This is a genomic window from Desulfomarina profundi (assembly GCF_019703855.1).
Lineage (GTDB): Bacteria > Desulfobacterota > Desulfobulbia > Desulfobulbales > Desulfocapsaceae > Desulfomarina > Desulfomarina profundi.
In genome coordinates, this window is sequence record NZ_AP024086.1 from 2,456,879 (window position 1) to 2,470,451 (window position 13,573).

General features: G+C 50.3%; 14 protein-coding genes, 1 pseudogene and 1 riboswitch. Of the genes and pseudogenes, 10 read left to right on the forward strand and 5 right to left on the reverse strand.

All coding sequences use genetic code 11. From position 1 onward, the window contains the following. Positions 1–62: 62 nt before the first annotated feature. Positions 63–242, forward strand: a riboswitch (cobalamin riboswitch). Between the two features lie 134 nt (positions 243–376). The 10 genes from LO777_RS11255 (at position 377) to LO777_RS11300 (ending at position 7,600) form a co-directional block, all read left to right on the forward strand. Beyond that, a complete protein-coding gene (locus tag LO777_RS11255) occupies positions 377–1,141 on the forward strand; it encodes a DUF3450 domain-containing protein (protein ID WP_228854000.1) in 765 nt (254 codons plus the stop codon). Beyond that, a complete protein-coding gene (locus LO777_RS11260; protein WP_228854001.1) occupies positions 1,138–1,707 on the forward strand; it encodes a hypothetical protein in 570 nt (189 codons plus the stop codon). The genes LO777_RS11255 and LO777_RS11260 overlap by 4 nt, the downstream gene beginning before the upstream one ends. After that, positions 1,623–2,576: a MotA/TolQ/ExbB proton channel family protein gene (locus LO777_RS11265; protein WP_228854002.1), complete on the forward strand. Its 954-nt coding sequence runs from the start codon at positions 1,623–1,625 to the stop codon at positions 2,574–2,576. Before LO777_RS11260 ends, LO777_RS11265 begins: the two co-directional genes overlap by 85 nt. Further along, entirely contained in the window at positions 2,573–3,184 is a 612-nt protein-coding gene (locus LO777_RS11270; protein WP_228854003.1) for a MotA/TolQ/ExbB proton channel family protein, read from the forward strand. Before LO777_RS11265 ends, LO777_RS11270 begins: the two co-directional genes overlap by 4 nt. Next, positions 3,184–3,603, forward strand: coding sequence for an ExbD/TolR family protein (locus tag LO777_RS11275; RefSeq protein WP_228854004.1), 420 nt, complete (start codon positions 3,184–3,186; stop codon positions 3,601–3,603). The genes LO777_RS11270 and LO777_RS11275 overlap by 1 nt, the downstream gene beginning before the upstream one ends. Before the next feature lies 1 nt (position 3,604). After that, a complete protein-coding gene (locus tag LO777_RS11280; RefSeq protein WP_228854005.1) occupies positions 3,605–4,294 on the forward strand; it encodes an energy transducer TonB in 690 nt (229 codons plus the stop codon). A gap of 4 nt (positions 4,295–4,298) precedes the next feature. After that, on the forward strand, positions 4,299–5,630 hold the full coding sequence (locus tag LO777_RS11285; protein ID WP_228854006.1) for a tetratricopeptide repeat protein: 1,332 nt from the start codon (positions 4,299–4,301) through the stop codon (positions 5,628–5,630). 159 nt (positions 5,631–5,789) lie between these two features. Further along, a complete protein-coding gene (locus LO777_RS11290) occupies positions 5,790–5,942 on the forward strand; it encodes a hypothetical protein (RefSeq protein WP_228854007.1) in 153 nt (50 codons plus the stop codon). Positions 5,943–6,086: 144 nt separating this feature from the next. Next, the gene (locus LO777_RS11295; protein WP_228854008.1) at positions 6,087–6,422 is read left to right on the forward strand and encodes a sensor histidine kinase; all 336 of its coding nucleotides are present in this window, start codon (positions 6,087–6,089) and stop codon (positions 6,420–6,422) included. Positions 6,423–6,613: 191 nt separating this feature from the next. After that, on the forward strand, positions 6,614–7,600 hold the full coding sequence (locus LO777_RS11300; protein ID WP_228854009.1) for a transaldolase: 987 nt from the start codon (positions 6,614–6,616) through the stop codon (positions 7,598–7,600). Positions 7,601–7,656: 56 nt separating this feature from the next. Here LO777_RS11300 and LO777_RS11305 read toward each other — a convergent pair whose 3' ends face one another. The 5 genes and pseudogenes from LO777_RS11305 to iorA all read right to left on the reverse strand — a co-directional run bounded on the left by LO777_RS11305 (position 7,657) and on the right by iorA (position 13,284). Beyond that, positions 7,657–8,955, reverse strand: coding sequence for a phenylacetate--CoA ligase family protein (locus LO777_RS11305; RefSeq protein ID WP_228854010.1), 1,299 nt, complete (start codon positions 8,953–8,955; stop codon positions 7,657–7,659). Between the two features lie 194 nt (positions 8,956–9,149). Continuing rightward, positions 9,150–9,581 carry an ACT domain-containing protein gene (locus LO777_RS11310; protein WP_228854011.1) on the reverse strand — a complete coding sequence of 144 codons (432 nt, stop codon included), beginning with the start codon at positions 9,579–9,581 and terminating at the stop codon, positions 9,150–9,152. Between the two features lie 16 nt (positions 9,582–9,597). Continuing rightward, entirely contained in the window at positions 9,598–10,908 is a 1,311-nt protein-coding gene (locus tag LO777_RS11315; RefSeq protein ID WP_228854012.1) for a phenylacetate--CoA ligase family protein, read from the reverse strand. Between the two features lie 14 nt (positions 10,909–10,922). After that, positions 10,923–11,507 (reverse strand): indolepyruvate oxidoreductase subunit beta, encoded by a 585-nt coding sequence (locus LO777_RS11320; RefSeq protein WP_228854013.1) that lies wholly within the window; start codon positions 11,505–11,507, stop codon positions 10,923–10,925. Beyond that, positions 11,504–13,284, reverse strand: a pseudogene (iorA, locus tag LO777_RS11325) (indolepyruvate ferredoxin oxidoreductase subunit alpha). The gene LO777_RS11320 and the pseudogene iorA overlap by 4 nt, the downstream one beginning before the upstream one ends. Positions 13,285–13,573: the final 289 nt, after the last annotated feature.

Below are 13,573 nucleotides of genomic sequence, written 5' to 3' on the forward strand. Positions count from 1 at the left end.
AATCATTTTTACCTGTAATTGTTTGAGCAGTTTTCAGATACTTTAAAACCTGGATCCTGCACTTCGCAGAATATGCACCAGGTAAAAGTTTAATAGGGAATCCGGTGCAAATCCGGAACGGGCCCGCCGCTGTAACCGGGGACGAACGTTGCAATCATGTCACTGCCTTTTATCCAGGGCGGGAAGGCGCAACAGGAGAATGATCCGGGAGTCAGAAGACCTGTCTGAAACAGGAAAATGCCGGATTTCGTGGAAAGAATAACGGTATAGATGAATTCGAGGACAAACCAGGGATCCCGGATCAATTACATAATTGATCCGGGATTTTTTTTTGCCCCTGCTATTCCGCACAACAAACAACCGGAGAGTTACGACAATGCCCATGCTCCCTTTGCTGATTATCTGCCTTGTCCTGATCCTGCCGTATTCAGGACAGGCTAGTGAAACCGAACAGAAAATTATAGCTCCTGTCAAACAGTCCATTGCCGTTCTGCAAAAAGACCAGAAAAAACGGGAACAATGGCAGAAAGAAAAAGAGAAACTGGCTGAACAACTTCAGGTTCTGCGGGAACAGCAGAAGCAATTGAAAGAACAGAAAAAAGATCTGATAAAAACGAACAGTCTTTACAAAGAACGGATCGCTGTAAAGAGAAAACAAATTACTGATATCAATCAAATCAATGAACAGATAGTACCTTTTCTGCAGGAGATCCTTGCAAAAACCAGGAAAATGATTGAAAACGACAACCTGCCCTTTCTCATGGCAGAAAGAATCAACCGTCTTGAACGACTCGAAAAATCACTGAAAAACCCGGAAGAAACCATCAGTGGGAAGTACAGAAAAATGATGGAAACCCTCCTTGTTGAAGCTGAATATGGTTTCACCGTAGAAACCGGGCAGGAATTTATCGATCTTAACGGACAGCGCCTTCTGGTCAACTGTTTTCGCCTGGGTCGTCTCAACCTCTTTTACCTGACACTGGATGAACAGGACTGCGGTTTTTTCAATGTGGCAAAACAGTGCTGGCAATCACTGCCGGCCGATCATCTCAACCAAATCAGAACTGCCGTTGCTATAGCCGCAAAACGGCAACCAGCGGAACTCCTTAACCTGCCGGTAGGGAGGATAGTGAGCAAATGAAACTGAAAATTATACCTTTTCTGTTTTTACCTGTTCTGTTTCTTTGTCTCGTTTCTTCACTGTTTGCTGGGGATATGCGGAAACTTGACATACAGGCTCGTGAAATCAAAGAAAAAATGATCCTGCAGGCTGCTAAGGAAAAACGTTTGGCCGAACGGATTGCCCTGGAAAACCAAGCGAAAATACTCAAAGACAGAACCGCTCTCAGAAAGGCCGTAACCAGACTGAAGGATCAGAACCGCTACTTGAAACAGAAGATTGACAACCTCACGGCAAGACAGGTTGAGCTGGACAGAGAGGAAAAACAACTCAGCCGAAAACTGAACGAAACCAGCGGGGTAATGCGGGAACTCGTGGGGCCATCCGCATCAGCAGCCGGGATATTGACACGCTCCTGGCCGGGAGTAATGCACCTCCACCTGGTAATAAAAAACATTTCAACCCGACAAATTCACCGTCAACGGCAGAAGGCTTCCCCGGCATGGATGATATCCGCGCCATGGCAACGACTCTTTTTGCCGTCATTGAGGCCAGTGGCGAAGTCACTTGGCATCAGGGGGCGATAGTCAACCGGGAAGGCAGGAAATCAGAAGCTGACATCCTCCTGCTTGGCCCTTTTACCGCTCTATACAAACTGGGGGAAGAAATCGGTTTTCTCAACTACACAGCGAAGAGTGATACATACTACGCCCTTTCCCATCTTCCTAAACAACAGATGCGGAAAACCATCAAACACTACATGGCCGGAGAAGGCGATACAGTGACAATGGATATTTCCAGAGGAGCCGCCCTGCGTCAACTCACCCACGAACTCAGCCTGCTGGATCAGATTCCGAAAGGCGGCCCCATCATCTGGCCCATTCTCATAATCTTCGCCATCGGTATTCTCATTATATTCGAACGACTCTTTTTTCTTTTTCGCATCCGCTGTAACGGTAACGATCTCGTCAAAAGAATAGAGGATTCAGCAATCGCAGATACCTGGAAAAACGCCATTACATTCATTAAAAAGATGCGAAAAAAACCAATGGCAAGGGTTCTTGAAGCCGGTCTTCTCTCCCACCAGGAAGCAAGAGAAAATCTGGAAAACAGTCTCCAGGAGGCAATTCTCAAGGAAATTCCCCCTATGGAGCGTTTTCTTTCCACTCTTGGTATGCTTGCGGCCATTGCACCGCTCCTCGGTCTCCTCGGTACAGTCACCGGTATGATCGAGACTTTTCACATCATCACCCTCTACGGGACAGGTGATCCACGGCTTATGTCCGGTGGCATCTCGGAAGCCCTGGTGACCACCATGCTCGGCCTTTCCGTCGCTATCCCGCTGATGCTGGCCCAGACCCTGCTGAACCGCTCTGTGGACCGTCACATCGGGGAACTGGAAGAAAAAGCGGTCACCCTGGTGAATATCATCCAGAAATACAGGAACACACAATGAAAGAACTGCTCCTGCTTCAATACAGTCAACTGATCGAATATATTGATGCCGGTGGTATGATCATCGTGCCGTTGATCGTAGTCAGCCTGCTCATGTGGCTGCTGATCATCAACCGGACACTTTTTTTCAGACGCCTCCACCGAAAGAATATGCCCACCGCCGTCGCCCTGGAACATATCAGGGAAAACCGCTTTCCCGATCCCGGGCCGTACCGGGGTGCTGTTGCTCTCCTTGTTTCACGTTTTCTGGAAAAACGCAGCAACAACAAAGCCCTTGACCGTCTTATCCTTGATGAAACCGTCCTCGTCATTAATCGCTCTCTTGACGACTACCTGGCCACTATAGGGGCACTGGCAGCCATCGCTCCTCTCCTGGGGTTGCTGGGGACCGTTACGGGTATGATCGCCACCTTTGACATCCTCTCGTTTTTCGGAACCGGTAACGCCAAAGGGATGGCCGGTGGAATCTCCGAAGCCCTGATCACCACCCAGACCGGGCTGCTGGTTGCCATCCCCGGACTCTACATGAAAGGATTTCTCGAACGACGTTCAGCCAACCTGAAACAACGTATTGCCCGGGTCGGCTATTACCTGAGGAGACAACTCTGATGCTGAATATCTCAGCGGCCCGGCGTGCCGCCAGAACAACACCGGAACTGAACATCGCCCCACTGATCGACATGGTCTTTATTCTTCTCATCTTTTTTCTCGTCAACACCAGTTTTGTCAAGGAAACGGGGATCAAGGTCAACCGTCCTGCAGCAACTACCGCCACATCCCTGGATAAGGCAATGATCCTGGTGGCAATTGACGAAAACAACCGCATCTTCATGGACAATCGGGAGATTGATTTCCGCGCGGTTCGCGCCAACGTGGAAAGGGCACTTGCCGAAAATCCAGAAGGTGGAGTGGTTGTCATAGCAGACAAAAAAAGCAGCAGCGGTATGGCAATCCGGGTAATGGACAGCTGTCGGACGGCGGGAGCCGAAAACGTCTCACTTGCAGCCGCTGTACCGAAGGGCAGGTAAAATGAAAAGGTTCAACAGGAAAATGCCCCTACAGAGCAATACAACCACCTGGATTCTCTCGGTCCTGTCGGCTCTGTTCCTGAACATGTTCTTCTTCCTTGGTATCCCGAACCTTGTGCACGACAAGGGTTCCCCGCACACCATAGAATCGATGGTTTCCGGAGTACAGTTTCTTCGCCTTAAACCCCATGAGCAACCGCCACCACCACAAAAAAAGAAAAAAAAAGAACCTGAAAAAAAGCCGAAGAAAAAAAAAGCGGTGCCACGTCACAACAGGGCAGTGGTTCAAAATCTGACCCTGCCATTCCAGTTGAATCCGAGACTGCCCGCGGGACCTTCCAGCCTTGAACTGCCACCCCTGAAATCCTCATCCTCTTTGAATCCCGGTGATATCCCGAAAGTCTTCCAGGTGGGACAACTGGACAGCAGCCTTACCCCCCTGGTCCGCATTCCACCAATGTATCCCATGCGGGCACGACGCCGGGGAATCGAAGGCTGGGTGAAAGTCAAGTTTATTGTCAACAACAGGGGAAATGTCACAAATATTGTTATTCTGAAGGCACAGCCTGAACGGATTTTCAATGAAGCAGTCAGACGATGCCTGCGCCAGTGGCGTTTTCGCCCTGGTACTGTCGGCGGAATAGTGGTCGATGCGGAAATTACAACAACGATACGTTTTAAACTGGAATAGAACGATGAAAAAAGTCTTCTGCCATCTTTTTCTCAGCCTGACCATACTCCTCTTTTTTCTTTTCCCGGCGGCTTCGGCAAAGGCACAAGACCACCTGCCCATAGCCGTGCGGCTCGTGCTCTCACGCCTGGCACCACTCCTGGAAAACCGGGAGTATAAAAAAGGCGTAGACCTGCTGCGTACCTTCCTGCAGAGATGCACTCCCGGCAACGAGAAATCACCCGACCTCGATACGGTCTGTTCTCACCCTGAAATAATCTTTTCACTGGGTAACTGTTACCTCCTCCAGGAACAGTACGATAAAGCGATTGCTGCCTATCGTCAAACCGTCAGGCGGGCTCCGAACCATCCCTCGGCATGGCTCAATCTGGCACGGGCATTGTATGAAAAACAAAATTATCCTGAAGCGGCTTCCTGTTTCATGAGGGGGTATGACACAGGATCACCCAAGGATCCGCAGCTCCTTTATTATGCCTCAGCCTGCCACCTCATGGCCGGGAAAAACGAGAAGGCCCTCAAGATTCTTGAACGTCTTTTCCGGACATATCCAGGGTCAATAAAACCTGAATGGAAAGAATACATGGTTCACGCCCTGCTGGCAACCAGCCAGCCCCTTCGTGCTCTTCCCTATATAAAAGAACTGGCAGACGGCTACAGGGGGGAAAAACAGATCCGCTGGCAGGAGATCCTGCTCTACCATTACCTCCGGCTCGACATGGAAGAAAAGTCCCTGGCACTGGCCCGCAGGCTGGCGATCCAGTCACCCTCCGTCAGTAACTGGTGGAAGGCCCTCACCCATATTCATCTCAACAGGGGCGAATACAGGGACGGCCTCACGGCACTGACAATTTACAGCTTTCTTACCTCTCTGGACGATGATGAAAAAAAACTGTATGCGGACCTGAACCTGCAGCTGGGCATTCCCATAAGGGCCCTGCCCATCTATGAACAATTCCTCACACGAAAAATGGACAAACAACTGCTGCGACAGGTAGTTACCATCTACAGCCGTCAGGGTAAAATCAAAAAAGCTCTGGAACATCTCAATGCAGTCTCCCTGGGAAAGAAAGATATTCCCCTTCTTCGTCTCAAGGGTGAATTGCTGTATGCACAGAAAAAATTCAACCAGGCTGAAAAAATATTCAAAAAAATTGTGGAACTGGACAAAAACCATGCAGGCCCCGCCCTGCTGATGGCAGGATATGCCGCCTGGCAGGCAGGAGACATTGAAAATGCCATAGGCCATTTCAAAAGAGCCTCAGTATTTAAAAAACAGAAAAAACAGGCGCTAATTGTCCTGGCCCAACTCATACAGACAATACCGGCACACCCATAACAGGTTATAAGTGCAACCGACCCTCCATTTCAATACCCCAAAAAAAAAGCAGCGGAACTGCTGAAACTCGAGCAAAATGATATTTTATACAAGAATTATTTCAGTTTCTCTCCGGATAAGCAACCGAACGGAAATCCATCCAGGTCACGATGCTCCGAGTTGAGACAACAGGTACTGCTCGAACCTCAGCATTTTGAGTGGATTCTTCAGGTGGTCGATGGCAACCTGATTGACACGGAAATAACCATGACCGCCATAAATCTCAAATCCGACATGGTTCTGCAGGTTCTCATACGCGATATCACGGAATAAAACATACCCAGGAAATACTGATCCAGACCGAAAAGATGATGGCCGTGGGGGGACTTTATTGTCCGGCGCCTGGGTACGACCTGAAAAAAAGATATGATTTCAAGAAAATCACCATTCAGCACCATTTTAAAAAACCGGAAAAGTATGCTGTGCCGGAACGGAGATCGGCCAGGTTTTTCTGAATATCATCAAAAACGCAGCACAGGCCATGTCAACCGTGGATTTACCGGAGAACATCCTGAAATTATGCTGGTAACAAAACAGGAACATGATTGGGTCACGGTGACTATCAGTGATAATGGCCCCGGAATCAATCCGACAATTCAACAATTAATCTTTGAACCGTTTTTCTCGACCAAACCGGTGGGGGGAAGGGACGGGACTCCACACCATAACGGCAAAATAGACGTGAGCAGTGAACCTGGACAGGGCACCAGTTTTACGATCCGGTTGCCGCTCGGAAACACATTACCGGAATAGTACTGTCATTTCTCCTTCTGCTGAAACTGCAACAACTGTCGAAAGGAATCAGAAGCCGTGCATAATTCATAGAGAACCTGTTGCAAAGATATGGAGGCAGGAGTATAAGGTTCACGTATGTATAAAAGAATTTTTCAACAATATTACCATCTGGGACATGCTGTTCCCATCCTGTCAAGGAGTTATAAATAATGGCAAAAAATCTACTCGATCAGTTGAAGGAAATGACTGTAGTCGTCGCCGACACAGGAGACCTGCAGGCAATTGGAACCTATACCCCGCGGGACGCAACAACCAACCCGTCTCTTATAACTGCTGCGGCTCAAATGGAGCAATACCAGGATATTGTAGATAACACGCTGAAAGAAGCGAGGAAATCAGCTGGAGAGAACGGCTCTACCGAAGAAGTAGTCACCTTGGCGTTCGACCGGCTGGCAGTCGCCTTCGGCCTGAAAATCCTCGATATCATTCCAGGCCGCGTTTCCACCGAAGTTGATGCCCGCCTCTCTTACGACAAGGAAGGTACAATTGCCAAGGCACGGGAAATAATAGCACAATACGAGGCAAACAATATCTCACGGGAAAGAATTCTTATTAAAATTGCTGCGACCTGGGAGGGTATCAGAGCCGCAGAAATCCTGGAAAAAGAAGGTATTCACTGTAATCTCACTCTTCTGTTCGGCATCCACCAGGCCATCGCCTGTGCGGAGGCCGGTGTCACCCTTATTTCTCCCTTTGTCGGCCGCATTCTTGACTGGTACAAAAAAGACACGGGCAGAGATTCCTATCCGGCCAATGAAGACCCTGGTGTCGTTTCGGTAACAGCCATTTATAATTATTACAAAAAATTTGGTTATTCCACTGAAGTGATGGGGGCAAGTTTCAGAAATATCGATGAAATTGCGGAACTGGCGGGTGTCGACCTGCTGACCATTTCACCGGCGCTGCTGGAAGAGCTCCACTCCACCGAAAGAGAACTGCCTCGGAAACTTGACCCGGCAAGCGCAGCACAAGCTGATATTGAAAAAGTTGTAATGACCAGAGAAACCTTTGATAAACTCCACAGGGAAAACCGGATGGCAACAGAATGCCTGACAAACGGTATTAAAGGATTTACAGATGCTCTTGTTGCACTGGAAGAACTGCTCACCAAGAGACTTGCAAAGCTGGAAGGATAATAAATCACTCCCCTGCTGTCTGCACACGACAGCAGGGGGTTACGTGCGGTCTAAACTTACAATTCCCGTCGATCCACCACCCGATCACCCTTACCGTTGAATCGCTCCAGGGTTCGTTCCTCCACCAGTTTCACATTAACTCCGATACCCAGCTCGGAAGCCATCCGTTTCTTGATCATATCAACGAAAGCCCGCTGTTTTTTCATGGCATCAAAGAAAATTCCTTCCACCACCTCCACCATCACGGTGAGTTTGTCTTCATTGTTTTCACGTTCGACAATCAACCGGTAATGGGGTTCTGTTCCCTCAATATCAAAGAGAATAGACTCGATCTGGGTGGGAAAGACGTTGACTCCTTTTATAATCAGCATGTCGTCGGATCGGCCCAGCATGCGATGCATGCGGACAAAGGTCCGGCCGCAGGGACAAGGCTCGGGCAGCAGCCTGGTCAGATCGCGGGTACGGTAACGGATAACGGGAAAGGCCTCCTTTGTCAGGGTGGTAATAACCAGTTCCCCTACCTCTCCCGGTTTGACCGGTTCCAGGGTTTCCGGATCGAGTATTTCAATAAAAAAATGATCTTCATTCACATGGAGACCGTCACACTCCTGGCATTCTCCCGCAACACCCGGTCCCATGATTTCCGAAAGTCCGTAATTATCGGTGGCCCTGATCCCCAGGCGGTCGTTGATCTCCTGCCGCATGGCCTCGGACCAGGGCTCGGCCCCGAACAGACCGAAACGAAGAGAGAGCCCGTTGGGATTGATCCCCATGTCCATCATGACATCTGCCATTTTCAGAGCGTAGGACGGGGTGCAGACCAGGGCCGTGGTCTTGAAATCCTGCATGATCTGGATCTGCCTTTTTGTATTGCCGGCAGAAATGGGAATAACCGAAGCTCCCAACCGCTCCGCTCCGTAGTGAAGACCAAAGCCACCGGTAAACAGACCATAACCGAAGGCGATCTGAATAACATCATCCGCCGTCACTCCGGCCCCGCAAAGGATTCTGGCCACAAGATTGGACCAGTTGACAATATCGTTTTTGGAATAGCCGACCACCGTAGCCATTCCTGTTGTACCGGAAGAGGAATGAACCCGGACAACATCCCGCAGGGGGATAGCAAACAGGCCGTACGGGTAGTTTTCCCGTAGATCCTGCTTCATTGTAAAGGGAAAACGACGCAGGTCGTCAAGGCTGTTCACCCTGGTCGCATCCAGCTTTTCTTCACTGAATTTGTTCCTGTAAAACGGCACGGTGGTGGCAACCCGCTGCAGGGTTTTCTGTAATCGCTCCAGCTGCAGGGCCTCCAGTTCCGGCCGAGGTAAACATTCCTTTTTCTGTTCCCAGTACATAAGTAATTATCCGTATTTCTAATTTCTTTTATAACCAGCAGGGCTGGACCAGATGGCTCAACGCTGGTCTAACCAGCAGTGCTGGACCAAATTATGGATCACAGCCACAACGAACGATGAAAGTGATACGATTGCTCATGTTTTTTTCTTCACTTTCATATAAAGTAATGAAAATCCCAACGGCGGCAAAAACACTACAGAGCGCAAATCTGTTCACCGCTCAGCAGGGTAAAACCATCCTTCTGCAGGGAGGCAATGGCCTCGTCCATCTTCTCAAAGCGGAAAATCAGTACCGCATTTTCACCACTCTTATTCACAAAGGCGTACATGTACTCCACGTTCAACCCAGCCTTGTGAATAGCCTTCAGTACAGTGGCCAGTCCTCCAACCTCATCGGCAACCTCCACCGCCAGTACCGAGGTTTTGCCCACGGTAAAACCGCCATTCATCAACACTTCACGTGCCTTTTCCACATCATTGACAATGAGTCGCAGGATACCGAAATCGGCGGTATCAGCAACGGAAAGGGCCCGGATATTAATATTGGCATCGGCAAGAATGGTCATGATCTCCGCCAGTCTTCCCGACTTGTTCTCCAAAAAAACCGCTATCTGTTCAACACGCATGGATACCCTCCACTCATCAAATTTTACGATTATCGATCACTCGCTGCGCCTTGCCTTCGCTGCGCTGAATTGTCTTCGGTTCCACCAGCTTAACTTTACAGGTTACTCCCAGCAGGCTTTTTACTTCCGCCTGGATTTTGCGGGTGAGGTTTTCCAGGACGCGAATTTCATCGGAGAAGAGTCCCTCGCTCACTTCAACCTGGACGGTCATGGTATCGAGATTGCCTTCACGTTCCACCACGATCTGGTAATGGGGTTCCACCCCTTCAACACCCATGAGTACATGCTCCACCTGGGATGGAAAAACATTGACCCCGCGGATAATCAGCATATCATCAGTACGTCCGGTCACCTTCTCCATGCGGACCAGGGTACGACCACAGGCGCACTGCTCGTAGATGAGCCGGGAGATATCCTTGGTCCGATAGCGGATAATAGGAAAAGCCTCCTTGGTCAGGGTGGTGAATACCAGCTCACCCTGTTCCCCTGGGGGCAGAATTTCTCCGGTATCGGGATCGATGATTTCCGGCAGAAAATGGTCCTCAAAAATATGCATCCCCATATTGGAGTGGAGACATTCCTGGGCCACTCCCGGTCCCATTACCTCGGAAAGTCCATAGATATCTACAGCCCTGAGATTGAGTTTTCTCTCCACCTCCTCCCGCATATTCTCGCTCCACGGCTCGGCCCCGAAGATGCCGACCCGCAGAGAAAGGGAGGATGGATCGATATCCATGGAATCCATGGCATCGGCCAGGTTCAGGGCATAGGAGGGTGTGGACAGCAGCACGGTGGATTTGAAATCCCTCATCAAGGTTATCTGCCGTTTACTGTTGCCACCGGAAACCGGAATAACCGTGGCCCCCAGCCGCTCAATACCGTAATGGGCTCCCAGCCCCCCGGTAAAAAGCCCGTAGCCGTAGGCATTCTGCACCATATCTTCCCTGGTCGCCCCGGCACAGCAGAGCGCCCTGGCCATGATACCGGCCCAGAGTTCAATGTCTTTGCGGGTGTACCCCACAACTGTCGGTTTGCCGGTGGTGCCGGAAGAGGCATGGATACGGACAACTTCATCCAGGGGTACTGTAAAGAGGCCGAAGGGGTAGTTGTCCCGCAGATCGTTTTTCACGGTAAAGGGGAGTTTCTGCAGATCGGCCAGGGACTGAATATCTTCCGGCTTCACCCCGGCCTCATCCATCTTGGTGCGATAAGGGGCAACGGTTTTATATACCCTGGCGACCAGATGCTGCAACCGCCTGAGCTGAATGGACTCCAGCCCCACCCGTGGCAGGGTCTCTATCTCTTCTTCCCAATACTTAACTGTCATACCTCTTTCCTCGCCTATTGTTGGTTTGCTTTTTGTCCCGCTTCGAAGGCCTGCAGATTCACGTCCATGAATTTTGCCGGCACCCGACTCCTGATGATATCACCGAACAGTTCAGAATCCACCGGCAGAAAAGGGGCAATAGCCCCGACCATTGCCACATTCGCGGTCCTCACCTCGCCGACGGCCTTTGCAATCCCAAATGCATCAACAGGAACAACCACAACGCCACGTTCCCGGAGTGTATCAAGCAGGCCTTCCGGATAGACAGCTTGTCCTGTAGCCACAGAAGGTGGCAGAATTTTCTGGGTATTGACGATGACCTTGCTGCCACCATGGAGATACGGCAAATACCGGACTGCCTCCATCATCTCAAATGCCACAAGAATATCGGCCTTTCCCGGCTCAATGAGCGGCGAATAAACTTTATCTCCATAGCGGAGCTGAGCCGTAACCGAGCCACCCCGCTGGGCCATGCCGTGGACTTCACTTTTTTTGGCATCAAACCCGGCAGCCAGCAGGCTGTACGCCGTAATCTCACTGGCAAGCAGAATTCCCTGGCCCCCTACCCCTGAAAAGAGGATGTTTCCCTGTTCTTTCATTTTTTCCCCTCCCCTCGGGTAATTGCATTGAACTTACAGAGTGACGCGCACTGGCCGCAATCATTACAGAGAATTTCATCGATTTTGGAAATCCCCTTCTGCTTTTTACGATAGCCACGCCTTTCCGCCTCACCTTCCCCGAACACAGTCCAGCTGATGGCCGGGCAGCCGAGACGGATACAGGACATACAGCCGACACAGTTCTCCTGGTTCGTAAAATAGGATACGGGTTTGCGCTCTTTCATCTCCGGCAGCAGCACACAGGGTGCACGGGAGATAACAACAGACGGCTCTTCAAGAGCCACGGCTTTTTTCAGCACCTCTCGTGTCTCCGGTACCTCGTGGGGATTGACGGTGAATACATGTTTTACTCCTACAGCCCGACACAATGCCTCCAGATCAAGCTGATTTGCCGGTTCTCCTTTCATGGAATAGCCGGATGCCGGATTCTGCTGCTGGCCGGTCATGGCAGTAATTCTGTTGTCGAGAATAATCAGGGTGGAAGCCGAATTGTTATAGACCGTATTGATCAGGCCGGTAATACCGGAATGGATAAAGGTGGAATCACCGATAACGGAGACCACTTTATCATGAGCCCCATCCCCCACCGCCTTGGCAATACCATGGGCTATGGAGACTGACGCACCCATGCAGACACAGGAATCCATGGAAGACAGCGGCGGCAGAAATCCCAGGGTATAGCAACCGATATCCCCGGATACAAAAAGTTTCATCCGGGAAAGATTGAAAAAGATACCCCGGTGGGGACAACCCGCGCACATATTTGGTGGCCGCAGGGGCAGCTCAGCCTCTTCAAAAAGATCAGGCCCGCTACCGGGAACAATGGCCTCCCGGATAATCGCGGTATTCAGTTCTCCCTGGTTCGGAATCAGTTCTTTGCCGGTGCAGGTAATACCCATGGCCTTGATATGGGTTTCAAGAAAGGGATCCAGTTCCTCCACCACGAACAGTTCATCAACCGTGGCCGCAAATTCGCGGATCTTTTTTTCCGGTAGCGGCCAGCACATACCGAGCTTTAAAACCGCTGCCTCGGGAAAGGCCTCTTTCACGTAGAGATAGGCAACTCCGGCGGTAATAAACCCTTTTTTTGTATCCCCCTGCTCAATAGTGTTGAATTCGTCGGTTTCGGCCATTTCCCGGCACTGTGCCATCCGCTCTTCCATATAGGCACGACGCTTGCGGGCCATCCCCGGAAGCATCACCTGCTTGGCGGGATTTTTTGTTATTTCGGCCTGAGCAACTTCCGCCCGCTCCCGTTTCTCCACAACTCCCTTCACATGGGCAATACGGGTTGTGATGCGGACAATGACCGGAGTGTCCAGGTTCTCGCTCAGCTCAAAGGCCGTTTTGATCATCTCCTTGGCTTCCATGGGATCGGAGGGTTCCAGCATGGGCAGTTTGGCGGCAAATGCGTAGTTGCGGTTATCCTGCTCGTTCTGTGAAGAGTGCATCTCCGGGTCATCAGCACAGAGGATGACAAGCCCTCCCTTGACGCCGGTATAGGACGCGGTAAAAAGAGGATCGGCCGCGACATTCAGCCCCACATGCTTCATGGTGGCAAGAGCCCTGCTCCCGGCAAAACTTGCGCCGATGGCAACTTCCAGGCCCACTTTTTCATTGGGTGCCCATTCCGTATAAACCCCGTCGTAACGGGAGAGGTTTTCCATGATCTCCGTAGAAGGCGTTCCCGGGTAGCCCGAAGCGACTGTAACCCCCGCTTCCCAGGCCCCAGGGCGATTGCTTCATTTCCGGACATCCAGAGTGCGTTTTTATTTTGTGTTGTCACTGTATCTCCTGATTTTCTGATTGCCGGGCCCCGACAAGGCCACTTTTTATCAATTTAAAAAGAACGTTAAAGACTACTCCGAAACCCGGTAATCCGGCAAGTTTTTTTTCAGGGAAAAGGGAGTACCGGTCCACAGATAATTACGGTTCCGAGCCTCAATATTTTTGACAATGGGAAGAGCACCCCCTACTGTATATATACTTACATTTTAATTGTTTTACCTGTATTGCAGGTTTTTATATTTTCAGTAACTTTTTTC

Excerpts from the sequence above, each read along its gene's own strand:
- LO777_RS11255 (WP_228854000.1), top strand. The coding sequence starts at position 377 with ATGCCCATGCTCCCTTTGCTGATTATCTGCCTTGTCCTGATCCTGCCG.
- LO777_RS11260 (WP_228854001.1), top strand. The coding sequence starts at position 1,138 with ATGAAACTGAAAATTATACCTTTTCTGTTTTTACCTGTTCTGTTTCTT.
- LO777_RS11265 (WP_228854002.1), top strand. The coding sequence starts at position 1,623 with ATGGATGATATCCGCGCCATGGCAACGACTCTTTTTGCCGTCATTGAG.
- LO777_RS11270 (WP_228854003.1), top strand. The coding sequence starts at position 2,573 with ATGAAAGAACTGCTCCTGCTTCAATACAGTCAACTGATCGAATATATT.
- LO777_RS11275 (WP_228854004.1), top strand. The coding sequence starts at position 3,184 with ATGCTGAATATCTCAGCGGCCCGGCGTGCCGCCAGAACAACACCGGAA.
- LO777_RS11280 (WP_228854005.1), top strand. The coding sequence starts at position 3,605 with ATGAAAAGGTTCAACAGGAAAATGCCCCTACAGAGCAATACAACCACC.
- LO777_RS11285 (WP_228854006.1), top strand. The coding sequence starts at position 4,299 with ATGAAAAAAGTCTTCTGCCATCTTTTTCTCAGCCTGACCATACTCCTC.
- LO777_RS11295 (WP_228854008.1), top strand. The coding sequence starts at position 6,087 with ATGCTGTGCCGGAACGGAGATCGGCCAGGTTTTTCTGAATATCATCAA.
- LO777_RS11300 (WP_228854009.1), top strand. The coding sequence starts at position 6,614 with ATGGCAAAAAATCTACTCGATCAGTTGAAGGAAATGACTGTAGTCGTC.
- LO777_RS11305 (WP_228854010.1), bottom strand. The coding sequence starts at position 8,955 with ATGTACTGGGAACAGAAAAAGGAATGTTTACCTCGGCCGGAACTGGAG.
- LO777_RS11310 (WP_228854011.1), bottom strand. The coding sequence starts at position 9,581 with ATGCGTGTTGAACAGATAGCGGTTTTTTTGGAGAACAAGTCGGGAAGA.
- LO777_RS11315 (WP_228854012.1), bottom strand. The coding sequence starts at position 10,908 with ATGACAGTTAAGTATTGGGAAGAAGAGATAGAGACCCTGCCACGGGTG.
- LO777_RS11320 (WP_228854013.1), bottom strand. The coding sequence starts at position 11,507 with ATGAAAGAACAGGGAAACATCCTCTTTTCAGGGGTAGGGGGCCAGGGA.